This is a genomic window from Streptomyces sp. CRCS-T-1, assembly GCF_024442335.1.
GTDB classification, from domain to species: Bacteria; Actinomycetota; Actinomycetes; order Streptomycetales; family Streptomycetaceae; genus Streptomyces; species Streptomyces koelreuteriae.
Map to the genome: position 1 here is coordinate 131,443 of NZ_CP101651.1, position 16,669 is coordinate 148,111.

Consider the following 16,669-nt stretch of genomic DNA (forward strand, 5'->3'; position numbering starts at 1 on the left):
TCCTCGTCGGCCAGGCCGCGTCCGGTTCCCGCGTCAGCGACGCGGTGGCCGGATGCCACGGAACTCCCAGTCGCCGCCGAGCGCGGTCGACAGCACCTCCTCCGACTCGGTGGGCTGGGCACCCACGTCCGTGCGGACGGCGGTCGGCCCGGTCACGATGTGGTTGGTGAGCCGCCCGAGCCCTTCGACCTCCACCTCGACCACGTCTCCGGGCTGGACGGGACGCGAGTGGGCGGGGGTGCCGGACAGCAGGACGTCCCCGGGGTGGAGGGTGATGGTGCGGGCGATGTCGGCGACGAGGTAGTGCATGTCCCACGTCATCTCGTCGGTGGAACCGTCCTGCACGACCTCTCCGTTGACGTAGGTCCGCAGCCGCTTGCCGTGGAAGTCCCAGTCGGTGACGAGGCCGGGGCCGAGCGGGCAGAGGGTGTCGGAGCCCTTGACGCGGAGCATGGAGCCGGCGTCGGTGTCGCGGAAGTCGTGCAGCCCGTAGTCGTTGGCGACGGTGTAGCCGGCGATGTACTCCGCCGCCTCGGCCGGTGCGATGTTCCGCGCGGTCCGCCCGATGACGATGGCGACCTCGCCCTCGTAGTTGAGCCACTTGCAGCCCTCGGGCCGGACGATCGCGCCCTGGTGGGCGTTGAGGGAGGAGGTCGGCTTGTGGAAGTACGTGGGCGTGTCGGGCAAGCCGATCTGAAACTCGTCGACCCGGCTGCGGTGGTTGAGATGGACGGCGATGACCTTGGACGGTACGACCGGCGGAAGATGCCGGGCGTCCTCGGCCTTGACGCGGCGGCCGTCCCCGGCGACGAGTTCGTCACCGTCGACGGTGACCTGGACGGCGGCGCCGTCGAGGAGGATACGGCGGTACTCAGGCATGGGAGGTCTCCTGCGCGGGGGTGTGGTCTGCGGTCCAGCCGTCGGCCGGGCGGTCGAACCAGAGATGGACCTGGCCGGTGCCGACGGAGTTCTCGTACGCGCCGTACTGACGGGCCGGGGCGACGCAGGCCCGCTCGCCGAGGGCGCCGGCCAGCATCAGATAGTGGAAGAACTTCGCCTCGGGCTTGTACCGCCAGAACTCGTCCATGGTGTCGAGGACCTTGTCGTGGCGGCCCTCCTTGAACCAGGCGATCCGCTCGTAGTCGGCCTCGCGCGCTTCGGGCGTACGAATGTGGACGGGGTCGCTGGCCTCGTGGTCGCGCAGTTCGCGCAGCGGCCAGAAGGTGTGCGACAGGGCGCCGGAGGCGATGACCAGGACCCGTCGCCCCGGGGTGGCGGCGATCCCGTCGGCGAGCGCCCGACCGAGGCGCAGATGGTCCTCCATGTCGCCGGTCTGGCAGACGCCGATGGTGACCCACCGCTTGTCGGGCAGGCCCTCGCCCAGGTACTTCCAGAGGTTGAGGGTGGCGTAGTAGATCGGCAGGTAGGCGTCGTCGATGGGCGTGATCCAGGTGCCGTGCTTGTCGGCGAACGTGGCCACGTTGTGGGCGAGTTCGGGGTCGCCGGGGAAGTCGTACGGCATCCTGCACATGCCGCGCGGCAGCTCCTCGGAGGTGAACAGGCCCGCGCGCCGCTCCTGCGCGGTGACGACGAACTCGACGGTGGTCGCCCAGTGGGAGTCGAGGACGACCACGGTGTCGTAGTCGTCGCGTGCGAAGACGTCCCCGCGGAGCTGCCGAAGCCCGGTCACGAGGGTGATCTCCTTGCCCTCGTTGAGCTCCAGCCGGTCCGCCTCGGGCAGCACGATGGTGGGGACGTGGGCGAGCAGCCCGGCCCCGACGATCTCACCCATGATCCTGGTTCCATCCCTTCGGGGCGGTGACGGTGTTCTTCAGATCGCAGTAGAAGTCGAAGCTCCAGGTGCCGCCCTCCCGGCCGACACCGGACTGCCGGGAGCCGCCGAAGGGTGCCTGGAGGTCGCGTACGAAGAAGCAGTTGACCCAGACCGTGCCCGCGACGAGCCGGGCGGTGACCCGCTCGGCACGGTCGCGGTCGCCGGTGACGACGGTGGCTGCCAGCCCGAAGCGGGTGTCGTTGGCGAGCCGGACGGCCTCGTCCTCGCCCGCGAAGGTCTGGAGGGTCAGGACCGGCCCGAAGACCTCCTCCTGCACGATCTCGGAGTCCTGGGCGACATCGGTGAGCAGGGTCGGCGCGTAGTACTGCCCGTCCTTCCGGTGCCCGCCGATGACGGTCCGCGCCCCGGCCGCGACCGCCCGCCGCACGAACCCGTCGATCTTCTCCAGCTGACGGGGGTGAATGTTCGGCCCGATGTCGGTGGTCTCGTCCCGCGGGTCGCCCTGTTCCAGAGCCGTGGCCTTCTCGACGAAACGCCGAGTGAACTCTTCGGCGACCGTCTCCTCGACCAGCAGCCGGGTGCCCGCCAGACAGACCTGACCGGCGTTGTCGTACTGCTCCACGGCGAGGTCGACGGCCAGCTCGAGATCGGCGTCGGCGAACACCAACAGCGGTGATTTGCCGCCGAGTTCGAGGCTCAGGGGCGTCAGCTGCGCTGCGGCCGACTCCGCGATCCGCTTCGCGGTCGGCACGGACCCCGTGAAGCTGATCCGGCGCACGTCCGGATGCGAGGTCAGGGCATCCCCGATCTCCGAGCCGTACCCCTGCACGACATTCAGCACCCCGGCCGGCAACCCCGCCTCGGCCGCGATGTCGGCCAGCAGGGAAGCGGTCAGCGGAGACCACTCCGCCGGCTTGAGAACGACGGTGTTCCCCGCGGCGAGGGCGGGGGCGACCTTCCAGGTGGCCAGCATCAGGGGGGCGTTCCAGGGCGTGATCAACACGCAGGGACCTGCCGGGTCCCATGAGACGTGATTGGTGTGACCGCGCGTCTCGAAGTCCTCGTGGTCGAGCGACAGCAGCCAGTCGGCGAAGAAGCGGAAGTTGTGCGCGACGCGGGGTATCACACCCCTGCGGTGCGAGCGCAGAAGGGCGCCGTTGTCGGTCGTCTCGACGATCGCCAGCTCTTCGATCCGCTTCTCGACGCCGTCGGCTATGGCGTGGAGGAGGCGGGCACGTTCGGTTCGGGGGGTGGCGGCCCATTCCGGGAAGGCGTCCCGGGCGGCGGCGACCGCGGCTTCGGCCTCGGCGGGACCGCCCCGGGCTATCTCACCGAGGGCACTGCCGTCGATCGGAGAGTGGTCGGCGAAAGTGCCGGCGGAGGCGACGCGCTCACCGCCGATCCAGTGCCGGGTGTCGACGGAGACACCGGCGACAGTGATCTTGTCAGGCATGAGAAGAGTTCCCTTCAGAAGAGGGGCTGTGCACGTCCTCAGGGGCGCGGGGAACTGCGCGACCAGCCACAACGAACCCGCACCCACCCACAAACCTCACTCGGCAGACACCCCCGACGTACCGACCTCCAAGAGCCGCCCCCCATCCCAAACCACCCCCACCTGCCGGAAATACGCAGCGATCGGCTCACGCACCTCCAGCCGCGCCAACTCCTCCGTAGGCGCCTCGAACAACTCCAACTCCGCATCACCCAGCCACGGCTGCCCACCCTCGAACGAAGCCGCCCCGGACTCGATCAGCTCATCGAGAGCCAGCCCCTTCCCCGTCTCGATGGACGGCAGCCACCGGTGATGAGCCATGGGATGCGCATTGACGAAGCCGCCACTCTCAGAGGGCTCGCGCAGCGTCACCACGGCCTGAGCCAACCGCCGATCCGCCGCGGCCAATGTCGCCCCGAACCGCGCGCCCGCCTCGATCCGCGGCGCGGGCCCGTACGGATGCGGCCGCGTCTGATGGATGGACCCGAGCTTCTTCGGATACCCCTGGTGCAGCCCCCGCGCGATCGCGAAGTCCTTGTCGACCCAGATGTAGACGCACCGCGAGTAGGTCCGCCCGCGGAACCCGCACCGCACGACCGCGAACGCCTCCTTGTACTGCGCCCGCACAGGATCGAGCAGCTCCTCCCCCGCCCCCGAGCACGACTGCCAGTCCGCCCAGATCAGGGCGACGGCCCCCGGATCCTCATCGGCCAACTCCAATGGCTCGGGCAGCAGTTCACGCACCCGCGCGGGATCAGTGCGGTACTCGACCGTGAGCAGATCACCGGAGTAGCGCCACGGCGGCGCGGGAATCAGCGACGAGGCACCGCTCGCCGTCTTGGGCTGGAAGTAACCACGAACAACGGTCACTTGAGGGCTCCTTGCACAGTGAGGGCGGGCTGCTTCAGCAGCTCGGCGCGGTAACGGGCGGCACCCCGCGTGGCGGCCGGTGCGCCGAGCGCGACGACCCCGACCAGCAGTCCGTCGCGGTGGTAGCCGACCAGGACGTCCCCCGACGGATCGCCGTCGAGGACCCGGACGTCGCCGAGCCCCAGGACGGGCGCGCCGAAGGACTGGAGCCGGAAGTCGTGCTGGTCGCTCCAGAAGGTCGGCAACGGCGCGAAGGGCGTCAGGCCGGCCACGCCGCCGACCAACACTTTCGCGGCATGCTTGGCCGAGTCCGCCGGGACGGACCAGTGCTCGACCCTGCGCGGCACCCCGTCGTAGCGGGCATTGGGAAAGCGGGCGACATCGCCGACGGCCACGACTTCGGGCCGGCCGCCGACGCGCAGGTGTGCGTCGGTGAGCACACCGTCGTCCAGGTCGAGTCCGTTGCCGCCCAGCCACTCCGTATTGGCGACCGAGCCGACGGACTCCACCACCACATCGGCGTCCAGCACGGAGCCGTCGCCCAGGACGACACCGGTGACGCGGTCCTGCCCCTCGAACCCGGCGACAGCCGCGCCGAGCACGAAACGCACCCCCCGTTCCTCGTGCCGTCGCAAGAGCGCGCGGGCGAGCAGCTCGCCGAGCGGCCCGACCATCGGCAGGGGCAGCGGCTCGACCACCGTCACCTCGGCCGCGCCCAGTCCGACGGCCGTCGCGGCGACCTCGCAGCCGATGAATCCCGCCCCGACCACGACCACCCGCACCCCGGGCCGGGTGAGTTCGCCCCGCAGGGCCTGGGCGTCGTCGATCGTGCGGACGGTGTGGCGACCGGCGGCAGGCCCGGGGCAGCGCAGCCGCCGGGGCCGCATGCCGGTGGCGATGACCAGACCGTCGTAGGAGAGCTCCGAGCCGTCGTCCAGCTCGACGGTTCGCTCGGCGAGCCGGGCCGCGACCGCCTTCGTGCCCAGCCGCCACTCCACGTCCGCGACGGACGCCTTCGGAGTGAAGGCCAGAGACGCGAAGTCCGCCTTGCCCGCGAGGACCTCCTTGGACAGCGGGGGCCGGTTGTACGGCGGGTGCGGCTCGTCGCCGATCACCGTGATGCCGCCGGTCCAGCCGGCGGTGCGTAGCTGCTCGGCCGCGCGCAGGCCGCCCAGGGAGGCGCCGGCCACGACGATGCGCCCGCTCATGTCAGTCCTCGATCCGGATGGCCTGGAGCGGGCAGACGTCCGCGGCCTCCTCGACCTCGTCGCGCAGCGCGTCGTCGGGGTCGGGGACGTACGCCAGGCGGCCGGTGTCGTCCATGTGGAAGACGTCGGGGGCCGCGAAGACGCACTGGCCGTGGTCCTGGCACTTGTTCATGTCGACGACGACCTTCATGGCCGGTCCTCCTGAATGTGAGGGCGTCGAAGGGGGAAAGGGGGCCCGGCCGGAAGGGGCCGGGCCCCGGCCAACGGGGTGCGGTGAGCCGCGTCCCGAACTCGTTTGGCTTCAAACAAGGTAGGCAGGGGCAGGGGTCTGGTCAATAGCTATCCGGATGGATAAATTCTTGCCCCCGCCCCCTTGCGGCACCCCTCGCCCAGCCCTACCGTTTGGCATCAAACAAGCACCGGGTGGTCCCTGGCTCCGCCGCGCCCGGCCTGCTCGCTCTCCCGCCACCCGCCTCCCCGGCCCTCGTGTCCCGGAGGTGTCCCGACGTCCGCCCGAGGAGACAACGGTGAGCGCTCACGACCTTGAAGAAGTCCGCCGCCACATGGAGCGGCTCGCCGCCGACGGCATCGATGTGGTCCGGGTGACCTATCCCGACCTCATCGGCACCGACCGGGCGCGTGATGTGCTGCTCGAGGAGCTGCCCCGGGCCTGCGCGCACGGTCTCGCGTTCTGCCGGGCCGTCTACCACACCAGTCCGCAGGGCGATGTGGTGCCGGTCAGCGGCGGGCTGGACGCGGGGCTGCCGGACATCTGCGTACGGCCGGACCTCGGCACGCTGGCGCCCCTGCCCTGGGAGCCGGGGGTGGCCGTCTGTCTGGGCGAGGTCGTCGACCCGGCGACCGGCGCGCCCGCCCCGGAGTCGCCCCGCGACCTGCTGCGCGCCGTCCTCGCCCGGTGTGCCGAGCACGGGCTGCGGCCGGTGGTCGGGCCCGAGCTGGAGTACTTCCTGTGCGATCCGGACCCGTCCGGCGGCTGGCGCCGCTACGCACCCGACCCGGGCGTCGTCTACACCGCCGGGCTGCGCGCCGACCCCGACAACCACCTGCTGCGCACCCTGCGCCACGTACGCGATCTGAGGATCGGTGCGATCAGCGGCAACCACGAGTTCGACGGCGGCCAGATCGAGATCAACCTGGCGCACTCCGACGCCCTCTCGGCCGCCGACCGGTCCTTCCGCTTCAAGGCAGCGATCAAGGAACTGGCCCGCAAGGAGGGCCGACTGGCCACCTTCATGGCCAAGCCCTTCAACGACGCGGGCGGCTCCGGCTTCCACCTGCACCTCTCCGGTGAGGACGACCAGGGCGGCAACACGTTCGACGACCCGTCGGGCCCGTACGGTCTGTCCGCCGTCGCCCGGCACGCCGTGGCCGGTGTCCTCGCCCACGCGCCCGCCCTGGCCGCACTGCTCAACCCCACCGTCAACTCGTACAAGCGCTTCGGCCCGGACACCCTCGCGCCCTGGCTGATCGACTGGGGGCTGGACAACCGCAGCGCCATGGTGCGCATCCCGCCCGAGCGCGGCTCCGGTGCCCGGCTCGAACTACGGCTGGGCGACGCGAGCGCCAACCCCTATCTGGCGATCGCCGCCACCACGGCCGCCGCCCTGCTGGGCATCCTGGCCGGCGAGGAGCCGCCCGCCCCGCTGGAGGGCTACGGCTACGACACCGCCCGGTCCGCCGTCCTGCCGCAGACCCTGTCCGCCGCGCTGGACGCGCTGGAGGCGGACACCGCCCTGACCGATCTGCTCGGCAAGGGCTTCACCACGTCCTTCCTCTCCTACAAGCGCGACGAGGTCGAACGCTTCCACCGGCACGTCACCGACTGGGAGTTCACCGAGTACGCCTACCACCTGTGACGCCTTGGAGCTGTTCGATGACCACCGAGATCCCGACCGACGCCCTGCGCGAGCCGCTGCCCCTGGCCGATGTGAACCTCGCCGACCTGGACCGGTTCACGGACGGTGTCACGCCCTGGCGGATGTTCCACACCCTGCGCCACGAGGACCCGGTGCACTGGCAGCCCGAGGAGGCGCCCAACTCCGGTTTCTGGGCGGTGACCCGGCACCAGGACATCGTCCGGGTCGACCGCGACCCGGAGACGTTCACCTCCACGAGGTTCGTCAACCTGGAGGAGGTCGACGACGACCAGATCAAGAAGCGCGCCTCGATCCTCGAACTGGACGGGGTCCGGCACCGGGCGCTGCGCAGTCTGATCCAGCGGCAGTTCGGCGCGAACGTGATCAGCGGCTACACCGACTTCCTGCGCGGACTGACGGCACGGACCCTCGACGCCGCCCTCGCCAAGGGCCGCTTCGACTTCGTCGAGGACGTCTCGGCGGACTTCCCGATCAACGTCCTGGCCCGGCTGCTGGACGTGCCCCCGGAGGACAACCAGCGGCTGATCGACTGGGGCAACCGCATCATCGGCCACACCGACCCCGACTACGCGGACGTCCTGCTGCACAGCGAGGAGAGCGAGCGGTACCGCGATCTGCCCTTCCGCTCCCCCGCCTCGCTGGAGGTCTTCGAGTACGGCCGGGAGCTGGCGCGGCGGCGACGGGGCGGCGACGGCACGGATCTGGTCTCCCGGCTGGTCAACACCATGCCCCGGGACGGTGTGCCGCTCTCCCCGCAGGACTTCGACAACTACTTCCTGCTGCTGGTCGTCGCCGGCAACGAGACCACCCGGCACACCATCTCCCACTCCATGCTGGCCCTCATCCAGCACCCCGAGCAGCTGGCCCGCCTCCAGGAGGACCCCTCGCTGATCCCGGTCGCGGTGGAGGAGTTCCTGCGCTGGGCCTCCCCCGTCTACCACTTCCGCCGCACCGCCACGCGCGATGTCGAACTGGGCGGCAGGCTGGTCAGGGAGGGCGACAAGGTCGTGATGTGGTTCGCCTCCGGCAACCGCGACGAGGACGTCTTCGGCGATCCGTACGCCTTCGACGTCACACGCGCCGACAACGACCACGTCACCTTCGGCAAGGGCAGCCCCCATCTGTGCCTGGGCAATCTCCTCGCGCGCACCGAGATCCGCATCATGTTCGAGGAGCTGATCCCCCGCCTCGCGGACATCCGTCTGGCCGGTGACGTGCCGCGGGTGCGCTCCAATTTCGTCAACGGCATCAAGAAGCTTCCGGTGGAGGTCAGCCTGGCCTGACTCCGCGGGAAGACGCGCCGCCCGCGAGGATCAGGCACCGGCCTCCGCGCGCGCGACGAGGCCGGTGATCCGGGCCCACATCTGTGGCGGGTTGGAGTACATCGGGAAGTGGGCGCTGTGGCTGATCTCGGCGAGTTCCACGCCGCCTTCGGCCAGCTTCGGGAGGTACGACAGGGAGTCGTTCTGCTCGCCGTACATGAACATCCTCGGCAGGGGGAGCCCGAGGAAGCGGTCGAGCAGGTTGCCGTGGTCGGAGAGGTCGACCATGGACTCGAAGATCGCTCGGACCGCTCCGGACCTGACCTTGTACGGAAGGCTCGCCGCGTACAGGCCACCGGAGTAGAAGCGGGAGCCGGCGACGCGTTCGGCGAAGCGGGTCAGGAACGCGTCGGGGTCGTCGTCGGCGTGGGTGACGATCTGCCGGCTGAGGAAGCAGTCCTCGGGGGCGACATTGCCCTCGATGCTGACGAGGCTCGCGACCCTGCCGGGGTCGCGGTCGGCGAGCAGGAGTGCGGTCAGGCCGCCCATCGAGTGTCCGACGAGATGGAAGCGGTCGATCTGTTGGGCGCGCAGCACCCGCTCGGCGACCGTGACCAGGAACGGGACGGACACGGCGTCGAGGTCCGAGCAGGTGGTGCCGCCGCAGCCGGGGGCGTCGTAGGCGAGGACGGGGCGGCCGGCGAGTTGTTCCTGCTGGATGACGTCGGCGTAGTCCTCCTTGGTCGAGCCGAAGCCGTGGAGGAACACCAGGGGTGTGCCGGTTCCGTCGCGGCGCAGGCCCGCCACTTCGACACGGGTCCCGTCGACGGTGAGGGGGAGCGTGAAGGGTTCGAGTTTGCTGACGGTGTCGGGGCTCAACGTGCCTCCTCCAGTTGCTGGTTGTCGGCCTCGGGTACGGGGCTCAGCGCGGTTCTCAGGCGGTCGATCGCGGTGATCAGCGTGTCGTCGTCGACGGCGAAGCACAGGCGGATCCGGCCCGGGGCGTCGAACGCCTCGCCGGGTACGACCGCGACGTGGGCGGTGTCGAGGAGCCATGCGGCGAGGTCGGCGCCGCTGCTCCAGCCGTGGTCGTTCAGGAGCGCGCTGACGTCGGGGAAGGCGAACATGCCGCCGTCGGGCAGCGGGCAGTCGATGCCGTCGATCCGGTTGAGCGCCTCGACGAGCATCGTGCGCCGGCGCCGGTAGTCCTGGGCGGCCTCGGCGGGGGTGCCGTGGTCGTCGAGGGCGGCGAGCGCGGCGCGCTGGTTGACCGTGGGGACGTGGGTGATGGTGCGGGAGACGTGGAGGCGCGCTGCGGCGATGATCTCCGGGGGTGCCGCGAGCCAGCCGACGCGCCAGCCCGTCATGGCGTGTTCCTTGGACACTCCGCCGACGACGACGGTACGGTCGCGCAGGCTCGGAGCCACGCGCAGGATCGGCCGGTAGGTCCCGGTGTGGTCGAACGCCCGGTAGATGTCGTCGCTGATGACCCAGACGCCGTGCCGCTGGGCCCAGTCCGCGATCTGCCGCAGCCGGGGCTCGGGATGGACGGCGCCGGTGGGGTTGCCCGGGCTGGAGAGAATCAGTGCGCGGGTGCGGGGCGTGCGGCAGCGGTCGAGGGCTTCTGCCGAGAGGCGGAACTCGCTGTCGGCGGTGACCGGCACGGCGATGCCGCCGGCAGCGGTGACGACCTCCGTGTGCCCGGGCCAGCCGGGCGCCGCGACCAGGACCTCGTCCCCGGCGCCGACGAGCGCCTGGAGGGCGAGGAAGAGGGCGTGCTTCGCGCCGAGGGCGATCTGCACGTCGTCGGCGCTCCAGGCCGCTTCGGTGTCGTCGGTGAGGCTCGCGGCGACGAGCGCGCGGAGGGCGGGATCTCCCTGCGCCGGTCCGTAGTGGTGGGCGACGGGATCGCGCACCGCGGCCACGGCGGCTTCCACGACCACGGCACTGGTGGCCGCCTGGGGCTCCCCGGCAGCGAGGGTGATGACGTCCGCGCCCCGGGCCCGGAGGGCCTCGGCCCTCGCGGCCACGGCGAAGATCGGGTTGTCGGTCATCCGTGTCACCGCCCTGCTGCTTCGAAGTCGTACAGTTCGAGCGTGCTGCGGCCTTCCCGCAGCCGCGCCATCAGCTCCGTCTCGTGCGCCACCCGGGCATCGGCGCGGTCGAGGATCCGCCCGGCCTCGGCGGCGGGAAGGGCAACGACGCCGTCGACGTCGCCGACGACGAGATCGCCGGTGCCGACCGTGATGCCGCCGACGGTGACCCGTCGCCCGAACACGCCGCGGAAGTCCTTGCGGGTGCCGAGGATGGCGTTGCTGCGCGAGAACACCGGGAAGCCGAGGGCCTCGATCTCCGCGGCGTCCCGGGCGCCGCCGTCGATGAGCAGGCCGGTGATCCCACGGTGCAGGGCGGCCACCGTGAGGACCTCGCCCCAGTGGCCGAAGCGGGCCCCGCCGAGGTCGGCCACCAGTACGGATCCGGGCGGGGCCTGGAGGACGGCGTGGTGCAGGGCGAGGTTGTCGCCTCCGGCTCCCTGCACGGTGAACGCCGGGCCGCACAGCCGGGCGCCGGTCCAGAGCGGTCGCAGCTCCGGGGTGAGGGCGATGCCGAGTCGGGACGCCTCCAGCAGCGTCGCGCTGGAGTGCCCGCGGGCGGGGTCGTCCGTGACGCTGTCGCTCACGACGGGTCCTTCCGGGTCTGCAGGGAGTGGTAGCCGTGCCGGGTGCGCGCTTCGGCGAGCGTCGCCCCGTCGCGGACGGCCCGGACGATGGCCTCTTCGACCTGGTCGATGCGCCGGGCGAGCTCGGCGACCTCGTCCCAGCGGGCGGCCGGGACGACCACGGCTCCGTCGTCGTCGGCGACGAGGATGTCTCCGGGGCGGATGAGGACCTGGTCGATCGTCACGGCCCTCTGGACCGCGGCCACCCGGACCCGGTCCTTGCCCGTCCGCATGAACCGGGAGACCGACCAGATCGGGTAGCCGACGTCGGTCGCCACGGCGACGTCACGGCAGGTGCCGTGGATGACCGTGCCCGCGATGCCCCGCTCGTGGGCGGTCTCGCTCATGATGCCGCCCCACACCGTGCAGTCGGTGCGGCCGGCGTTGTCGATCAGGATCACGGAGCCGGTGGGGACGTCGTCGAGGAAGTCACCGACGGTGCCGCCGGTCTCGTCGACGGGTTCGTAGGTCACGGTGAAGACCGGCCCCGCGGTTCGCTGCCCCTGGCGCAGGGCGCCGATGCCGTGGAGGGAGCCGGGCAGGCCGAGGGAGTCGAGGGCGTCGGAGACGGACGCGGTGGACAGGTCGGCGGCAAGGGGCGCAGGGGAGGAAGCGGTGGTCATCGGGCGGCCTCCCGCTCTCCGGCGAGGCGGTTGTCGTGCATGGCGTGGGAGAGGCGGGCGCCCGCGCGGACCTCGTCCGCGATCGCGCGCTCCCGGGCCACGATCGCGGTGGCGATCCCGGCCACCTCCTCGGCCCGCTCTCGCGGTACGACGGCGAGACCGGTCTCGTCGGCGACCACGACATCGCCCTGCTCGACCGTGAGCCCGGCGATCTCGACCGGCTCGCCGGTGGCACGCTGGCGCAGCCTGCCCCGCGCCGTCGCGGGGACCGCACCGCGCGAGAACACCGGGAAGCCCAGCTCGCGGGCCTCCGCGACATCGCGGCAGACGCCGTCCGCCACGACACCTCGAACCCCGCGCCGGGCCGCGCCCAGGCTCAGGATGCCGCCCCAGCAGGACACGTCGGTACGGCCCTGGTTGTCGACGACGATCACGCTCTGCTCGTCCGCGGTCTCGATGGCCGTCGTGGCGATGTGGGCTCCGGCCGGACGACCGGAACGCGGTTCCAGGCCGACGGTGACGGCGAACCCGACGACGGCCGTGGTGCCCCACACCGGACGGATGCCGCCGACGCCGGCGGGAAGTCCGAGCTGGTCGAGCGCGTCGCTGACCGCGGCGGAGTCGAGCGCCGCGTACCGATCGAGGAGGGATGAGTTGCTCATGCCTCCACTTCAACAGCGTGCGGCTATATTCGGAAGGTCTGATTCCCTATCTCAGTGAGAGGCTGCGCGAATCATGGTCGAGATCCGCCAGGCGCGGTACTTCGTCGCGGTGGCCGAGGAACTCCACTTCGGCCGGGCGGCGGAGCGGCTCCGGATGTCCCAGCCGCCGCTGTCCCAGGCGATCAAGCAGCTCGAACGGCAGCTGGGTTTCGCGCTGTTGCACCGCACCCAGCGGTCGGTGGCCCTCAGCGAGGCCGGCGCCGTGTTCCTGGAGCAGTGCCGCGCGTTGATCCGCCAGGCCGAGGAGGCCGAGATCGCCGCCCGGCACGCGGCCACCGGGCGTGGCGGGCGGCTGAGCCTGGGCGCGGTCGCCTCGGCCTTCTCCTGGCCGCTGCCGCTGGTGCTGGAGCGATTCCACGAGGACGCGCCGGACATCGAGATCCGCACCCAGGAGATCGACACGCACGAGGCCGCGGCGGGGCTCCTCGACCGCACACTCGACTGGGCCATCGTGCGCCAGACCGCCCCGGTACGGGGCACCACGGCGACCTCGCTCTTCGTCGACCGTTTCGTCGCGGCCCTCCCGGCCGGCCATCCCGCCGCCGCCGACGGCGACCCGCTGGATCTGGCGGACCTCGCGGGTGACACCTGGGTGTGGCTGAACCGCCACATCTCACCCGACTACCACGACGCCATGGCCACGATGTGCCGCACGGCCGGGTTCAGCCCCGTCCCCACCCACTGGGCACGGTCGGTGACCTCGCAGATCGCCATGGTCGAATGCGGCCTCGGCGTCACCGTCGTACCCGCCGCGGCGTCCGGTGCGCACCCGGCCGTGCGCTTCAGACCGCTGCGTCATGGAACGGCGACCATCGAACTCACCGTCATGACACGCTCCGCACCAGGAGCTCTGGCGGAGCGCCTCACGAAGCTCGCGACGCGACTGACCGCGACGTGATGCGACACACCTGACGCGCCTTCAAAGGGACGTCACGAGCGCCTGGTTCCCCCTGGAGGGGGAATCTGCACTGCGCGGCGGCAGGCGTCTCACCCAGGCCCCTACGGCGCCTGCCCCCGTGTCCGATGCAGCGGGTCAGGATCCGTCGCATTGGGGTGAGTCCTGCGCCGACACGTTCCATTCCTCCGAGCTCACCAGGTTGGGCCGCCTTGACGGCACCCAGGCGTCCATACGGGCCAGGGCACCGCCGCTGTGACGGATCCAGGCCTTGCTCTCGGGGTCCATGAACTCCAGCCGGAGCTGGGCCAGGTCCCCTTCCGCCAGACTCACCGACGGCTGCTCCACGGCCATGGAGTGGAGCAGTGCCTTGTTCTGGACGGCGATCTGCTTGCAGGGCTGGAGGAGGTCCAGGTCCCAGCTCACCTTGTTCGCCGGGAGCGTGAGCCGCATCGTCATGACGCGGGAGCTTCCGTTCACCACGATCACCCCCGAGCCCATCCGGTAGAAGTCGACGAGGTTCGCGTACGCCTTCTCCCGGTCCTCCTTCGACCGGAGCTCCTCCGCCGCCGCCCGCTGCTCCGCCTTCTCGGCGCGCTGGTCCTCCCTGCCGGCGTACAGCTCGGCCCGGATACCGAGAACCAGCCCGACCAGTGCCGCCACCACCGTGACGGCGCCGACCGCGAACCGTCCCAGATCCAGCGCGGTGACGCGGTACGGGCCAGCACCGGACTCCTCGGAGGCGTCCGGGTCCACGGCTGGTGCGGGCTCCTCCAGCGAGGGCGCGGGCGGGTTCTGTGCTGCGACGGGCCCCGCCCCGGGCGAGGACACGTTCTCCGGCGTGCCGCTGCCGTCACCGCCCCCGGAGACCCCCGCACCTCCCTCGGACTCCGACGGACTCGCTGCGCCTTCGTTCTGGACCATGCGGCAAGAATGACGCAACTCCCCTGCCTGGGAGGCTTATTGCGACATAAGGCCAAGGGGTGGGACACGTTGGTCCGGTCGGCGTTCTCGCGGGATGTCGCGCTGAGACACTTGAGTCTCCAGCGGCTGGAAGGTCCAGGATCTTGCTCATGGACGACGAACGCCCCGATGTGCTCACGATCGGCCGGCTGGCGCGGCGTACCGGGGTTCCGGTGCGTACCTTGCGCTTCTGGTCGGATGAGGGAGCGGTGCCGCCTGTGGCGCGGTCCGTGAGTGGTTACCGGCTGTACGACGGCGAGTCCGTGGCCCGTGTCGAGTTGGTGCGCACGCTGCGGGAGTTGGGGCTCGGGCTCGACGACGTGTGCCGTGTCCTGAGCGGCCGTAGCACGGTCGCCGAGGTCGCCGACGCGCATGTGGCCGCGCTCGACGTGCAGATCCGCTCGCTCAAGGTGAGCCGGGCCGTTCTGTCCACCGTGGCGAAACGGAGTTCGACCGCTGAGGAGACAGCACTGATGAACCGGTTGGCGCGGCTCTCCGCCGCCGAACGCAAGCAGATCATCGACGAGTTCAAGGAGGAGGTGTTCAGCGGACTAGATGTCGAGCCGCCCGTGCGCGACCGCCTGAGCACCCTGAGCATCGAATTGCCCGACGATCCCACACCTGAGCAGGTCGACGCCTGGATCGAACTGGCCGAACTGGTGCGGGACCCCGGCTTTCGCGCCCGGTTGCGCACCTGGATGGAGCTCAACACGCCCGCTCCGGGGCAGGGTCGTCCCCCAGGGGCGTCCATCTGGTGGGCCAGGCAGGTCGTGCGGACCGTGGCCGAGGTCAGAGAGCGCGGGGTCGCCCCGGAGGGGCCGGCAGCGGCCGAGGTGCTGTCCGAGCTGTTCGGTGACGCCGATCGGGGCGCCGTGCTGCGCAGTCTGGAGGCCGGGATCGAGGCAGAGGCGGAGCGCTACCGCGGGCTCGTCGCCCGGGTGCGCGGGCAGGCTTCATCGCCCGACGCGACCGAGGAACTGGAGTGGCTGGCGCGGGCCCTGCGCGCCGCGGATCAGACCTGACCGGCCGTCCAGCGGCGCCGGCGGCGGGTCCACCGCTGCGGCTACAGCCAGCCGTTGCGCTTGAAGCCGCGGTGGATGACGAAGCAGGCGGTGGCGATGACGGCGAGGACGAGGGGGTAGCCGAAGCGCCAGCGCAGTTCGGGCATGTGGTCGAAGTTCATGCCGTAGACGCCGCACACCATGGTGGGTACGGCGATGATCGCGGCCCAGGCGGTGATCTTGCGCATGTCCTCGTTCTGGGCGACGGTGACCTGCGCGAGGTGGGCCTGGAGGATGGAGTCGAGCAGGGCGTCGAAAGAGTTGATCTGGTCGGTGACGCGGGTGAGGTGGTCGGCGACGTCCCGGAAGTAGGCCTGTATCTCCTGGTCGAGGCAGCCTCGGGGCTCGGTGGCGAGCCGGTCCAGGGGGCGGGCGAGCGGGACGACGGCCCGCTTCAGTTCGAGGAGTTCCCGCTTGAGCTGGTAGATGCGGCCGGCGTCGGCGTTGCGGGGACTGCGCGGGGAGAAGACGTCGGTCTCGACCTGGTCGATGTCGTTCTGCACGGCGTCGGCGACCGTGACGTAGTCGTCGACGACATGGTCGGCGATGGCGTGCAGCACGGCGGAGGGGCCGTGGGCCAGCTGCCGCGGGTCGGCTTCGAGGTCCTCGCGCAGGGGACCGAGGGAGCCATGGCGGCCATGGCGGACTGTGACGACGAAGTCGGGGCCGGTGAAGACCATGATCTCGCCCGTGTTGACGACCTCGCTGGTGGAGGTCAGCTCGGCGTGCTCGACATACGTGACGGTCTTGAAGACGGCGAAGAGGACATCGCCGTACTGCTCGACCTTGGGCCGCTGATGGGCGTGGACGGCGTCCTCGACGGCGAGGGGGTGCAGGCCGAACAGTTCCGCGACACCGGCGATCTCCTCCTCGCCCGGTTCGTGCAGGCCCAGCCAGACGAAGCTGCCCCGGTGCTTGCGGACCTGCCGGACGGCTTCCTCCACCGAGTCCGTGCCCGGCCCGCGAAGGCCGTCGCGGTAGACGACGCAGTTGACCACCGTCGAGCCGAGCGGCGAGCGGGCCGGGTGGCTGAGGTCCACGCGGCGGCGAGCGCGCCGCGCCAGATTCGCGACTTTGCGCAGGTTGCCGACCATGGACATGCGTGCTTCTCCTTCACCAGACCGCTTCACCGGGACCGCTTCACCGGCCGCTTCACCGAAC

General features: G+C 71.1%; 17 protein-coding genes. 4 read left to right on the plus strand and 13 right to left on the minus strand.

Features of this window, described 5'->3' with window-relative positions:
* Window positions 1-33: 33 nt before the first annotated feature.
* The 6 genes from NNW99_RS00590 to NNW99_RS00615 all read right to left on the minus strand — a co-directional run bounded on the left by NNW99_RS00590 (window position 34) and on the right by NNW99_RS00615 (window position 5,555).
* Window positions 34-879, minus strand: coding sequence for a fumarylacetoacetate hydrolase family protein (locus NNW99_RS00590; protein WP_215116596.1), 846 nt, complete (start codon window positions 877-879; stop codon window positions 34-36).
* Window positions 872-1,792 (minus strand): 3,4-dihydroxyphenylacetate 2,3-dioxygenase, encoded by a 921-nt coding sequence (locus tag NNW99_RS00595; RefSeq protein ID WP_215116597.1) that lies wholly within the window; start codon window positions 1,790-1,792, stop codon window positions 872-874. Before NNW99_RS00595 ends, NNW99_RS00590 begins: the two co-directional genes overlap by 8 nt.
* Entirely contained in the window at window positions 1,785-3,248 is a 1,464-nt protein-coding gene (locus NNW99_RS00600; RefSeq protein ID WP_215116598.1) for an aldehyde dehydrogenase, read from the minus strand. The genes NNW99_RS00595 and NNW99_RS00600 overlap by 8 nt, the downstream gene beginning before the upstream one ends.
* A 96-nt stretch (window positions 3,249-3,344) precedes the next feature.
* Window positions 3,345-4,157: an acetoacetate decarboxylase family protein gene (locus NNW99_RS00605; RefSeq protein WP_215116599.1), complete on the minus strand. Its 813-nt coding sequence runs from the start codon at window positions 4,155-4,157 to the stop codon at window positions 3,345-3,347.
* Complete coding sequence (locus NNW99_RS00610) at window positions 4,154-5,365, minus strand: NAD(P)/FAD-dependent oxidoreductase (protein WP_215116600.1); 1,212 nt, start codon at window positions 5,363-5,365, stop codon at window positions 4,154-4,156. The genes NNW99_RS00605 and NNW99_RS00610 overlap by 4 nt, the downstream gene beginning before the upstream one ends.
* Before the next feature lies 1 nt (window position 5,366).
* A complete protein-coding gene (locus NNW99_RS00615) occupies window positions 5,367-5,555 on the minus strand; it encodes a ferredoxin (protein ID WP_215116601.1) in 189 nt (62 codons plus the stop codon).
* 337 nt (window positions 5,556-5,892) lie between these two features.
* Between NNW99_RS00615 and NNW99_RS00620 the strand changes: the two genes are divergently transcribed.
* Together NNW99_RS00620 and NNW99_RS00625 are read left to right on the plus strand one after the other, a co-directional pair.
* Window positions 5,893-7,242, plus strand: a complete 1,350-nt coding sequence (locus NNW99_RS00620) for a glutamine synthetase family protein (protein WP_215116602.1) — start codon at window positions 5,893-5,895, stop codon at window positions 7,240-7,242.
* Window positions 7,243-7,259: 17 nt separating this feature from the next.
* The gene (locus NNW99_RS00625; RefSeq protein ID WP_215116603.1) at window positions 7,260-8,546 is read left to right on the plus strand and encodes a cytochrome P450; all 1,287 of its coding nucleotides are present in this window, start codon (window positions 7,260-7,262) and stop codon (window positions 8,544-8,546) included.
* Between the two features lie 30 nt (window positions 8,547-8,576).
* Here the strand turns inward: NNW99_RS00625 and NNW99_RS00630 are convergent, their stop codons facing one another.
* The 5 genes from NNW99_RS00630 to NNW99_RS00650 are packed head-to-tail and all read right to left on the minus strand — an operon-like array spanning window position 8,577 to window position 12,529.
* Entirely contained in the window at window positions 8,577-9,404 is an 828-nt protein-coding gene (locus NNW99_RS00630) for an alpha/beta fold hydrolase (protein WP_215116604.1), read from the minus strand.
* On the minus strand, window positions 9,401-10,579 hold the full coding sequence (locus tag NNW99_RS00635; RefSeq protein WP_215116605.1) for an aminotransferase class I/II-fold pyridoxal phosphate-dependent enzyme: 1,179 nt from the start codon (window positions 10,577-10,579) through the stop codon (window positions 9,401-9,403). Before NNW99_RS00635 ends, NNW99_RS00630 begins: the two co-directional genes overlap by 4 nt.
* A gap of 5 nt (window positions 10,580-10,584) precedes the next feature.
* Window positions 10,585-11,205 carry an RraA family protein gene (locus tag NNW99_RS00640; RefSeq protein ID WP_215116606.1) on the minus strand — a complete coding sequence of 207 codons (621 nt, stop codon included), beginning with the start codon at window positions 11,203-11,205 and terminating at the stop codon, window positions 10,585-10,587.
* Complete coding sequence (locus NNW99_RS00645) at window positions 11,202-11,867, minus strand: RraA family protein (protein WP_215116607.1); 666 nt, start codon at window positions 11,865-11,867, stop codon at window positions 11,202-11,204. The genes NNW99_RS00640 and NNW99_RS00645 overlap by 4 nt, the downstream gene beginning before the upstream one ends.
* Window positions 11,864-12,529, minus strand: a complete 666-nt coding sequence (locus NNW99_RS00650; RefSeq protein ID WP_215116608.1) for an RraA family protein — start codon at window positions 12,527-12,529, stop codon at window positions 11,864-11,866. Before NNW99_RS00650 ends, NNW99_RS00645 begins: the two co-directional genes overlap by 4 nt.
* A 73-nt stretch (window positions 12,530-12,602) precedes the next feature.
* Between NNW99_RS00650 and NNW99_RS00655 the strand changes: the two genes are divergently transcribed.
* A complete protein-coding gene (locus NNW99_RS00655) occupies window positions 12,603-13,487 on the plus strand; it encodes a LysR substrate-binding domain-containing protein (RefSeq protein ID WP_215116609.1) in 885 nt (294 codons plus the stop codon).
* 135 nt (window positions 13,488-13,622) lie between these two features.
* Here the strand turns inward: NNW99_RS00655 and NNW99_RS00660 are convergent, their stop codons facing one another.
* A complete protein-coding gene (locus NNW99_RS00660; RefSeq protein WP_215116610.1) occupies window positions 13,623-14,408 on the minus strand; it encodes a hypothetical protein in 786 nt (261 codons plus the stop codon).
* A 149-nt stretch (window positions 14,409-14,557) separates the two neighbouring features.
* Between NNW99_RS00660 and NNW99_RS00665 the strand changes: the two genes are divergently transcribed.
* Entirely contained in the window at window positions 14,558-15,469 is a 912-nt protein-coding gene (locus NNW99_RS00665; RefSeq protein WP_215116611.1) for a MerR family transcriptional regulator, read from the plus strand.
* A 41-nt stretch (window positions 15,470-15,510) separates the two neighbouring features.
* Here NNW99_RS00665 and NNW99_RS00670 read toward each other — a convergent pair whose 3' ends face one another.
* A complete protein-coding gene (locus tag NNW99_RS00670) occupies window positions 15,511-16,608 on the minus strand; it encodes a magnesium and cobalt transport protein CorA (protein WP_215116612.1) in 1,098 nt (365 codons plus the stop codon).
* Between the last annotated feature and the right edge of the window lie 61 nt (window positions 16,609-16,669).

Excerpts from the sequence above, each read along its gene's own strand:
- NNW99_RS00590 (WP_215116596.1), bottom strand. The coding sequence starts at position 879 with ATGCCTGAGTACCGCCGTATCCTCCTCGACGGCGCCGCCGTCCAGGTC.
- NNW99_RS00595 (WP_215116597.1), bottom strand. The coding sequence starts at position 1,792 with ATGGGTGAGATCGTCGGGGCCGGGCTGCTCGCCCACGTCCCCACCATC.
- NNW99_RS00600 (WP_215116598.1), bottom strand. The coding sequence starts at position 3,248 with ATGCCTGACAAGATCACTGTCGCCGGTGTCTCCGTCGACACCCGGCAC.
- NNW99_RS00610 (WP_215116600.1), bottom strand. The coding sequence starts at position 5,365 with ATGAGCGGGCGCATCGTCGTGGCCGGCGCCTCCCTGGGCGGCCTGCGC.
- NNW99_RS00615 (WP_215116601.1), bottom strand. The coding sequence starts at position 5,555 with ATGAAGGTCGTCGTCGACATGAACAAGTGCCAGGACCACGGCCAGTGC.
- NNW99_RS00625 (WP_215116603.1), top strand. The coding sequence starts at position 7,260 with ATGACCACCGAGATCCCGACCGACGCCCTGCGCGAGCCGCTGCCCCTG.
- NNW99_RS00635 (WP_215116605.1), bottom strand. The coding sequence starts at position 10,579 with ATGACCGACAACCCGATCTTCGCCGTGGCCGCGAGGGCCGAGGCCCTC.
- NNW99_RS00645 (WP_215116607.1), bottom strand. The coding sequence starts at position 11,867 with ATGACCACCGCTTCCTCCCCTGCGCCCCTTGCCGCCGACCTGTCCACC.
- NNW99_RS00650 (WP_215116608.1), bottom strand. The coding sequence starts at position 12,529 with ATGAGCAACTCATCCCTCCTCGATCGGTACGCGGCGCTCGACTCCGCC.
- NNW99_RS00655 (WP_215116609.1), top strand. The coding sequence starts at position 12,603 with ATGGTCGAGATCCGCCAGGCGCGGTACTTCGTCGCGGTGGCCGAGGAA.
- NNW99_RS00660 (WP_215116610.1), bottom strand. The coding sequence starts at position 14,408 with ATGGTCCAGAACGAAGGCGCAGCGAGTCCGTCGGAGTCCGAGGGAGGT.
- NNW99_RS00665 (WP_215116611.1), top strand. The coding sequence starts at position 14,558 with ATGGACGACGAACGCCCCGATGTGCTCACGATCGGCCGGCTGGCGCGG.
- NNW99_RS00670 (WP_215116612.1), bottom strand. The coding sequence starts at position 16,608 with ATGTCCATGGTCGGCAACCTGCGCAAAGTCGCGAATCTGGCGCGGCGC.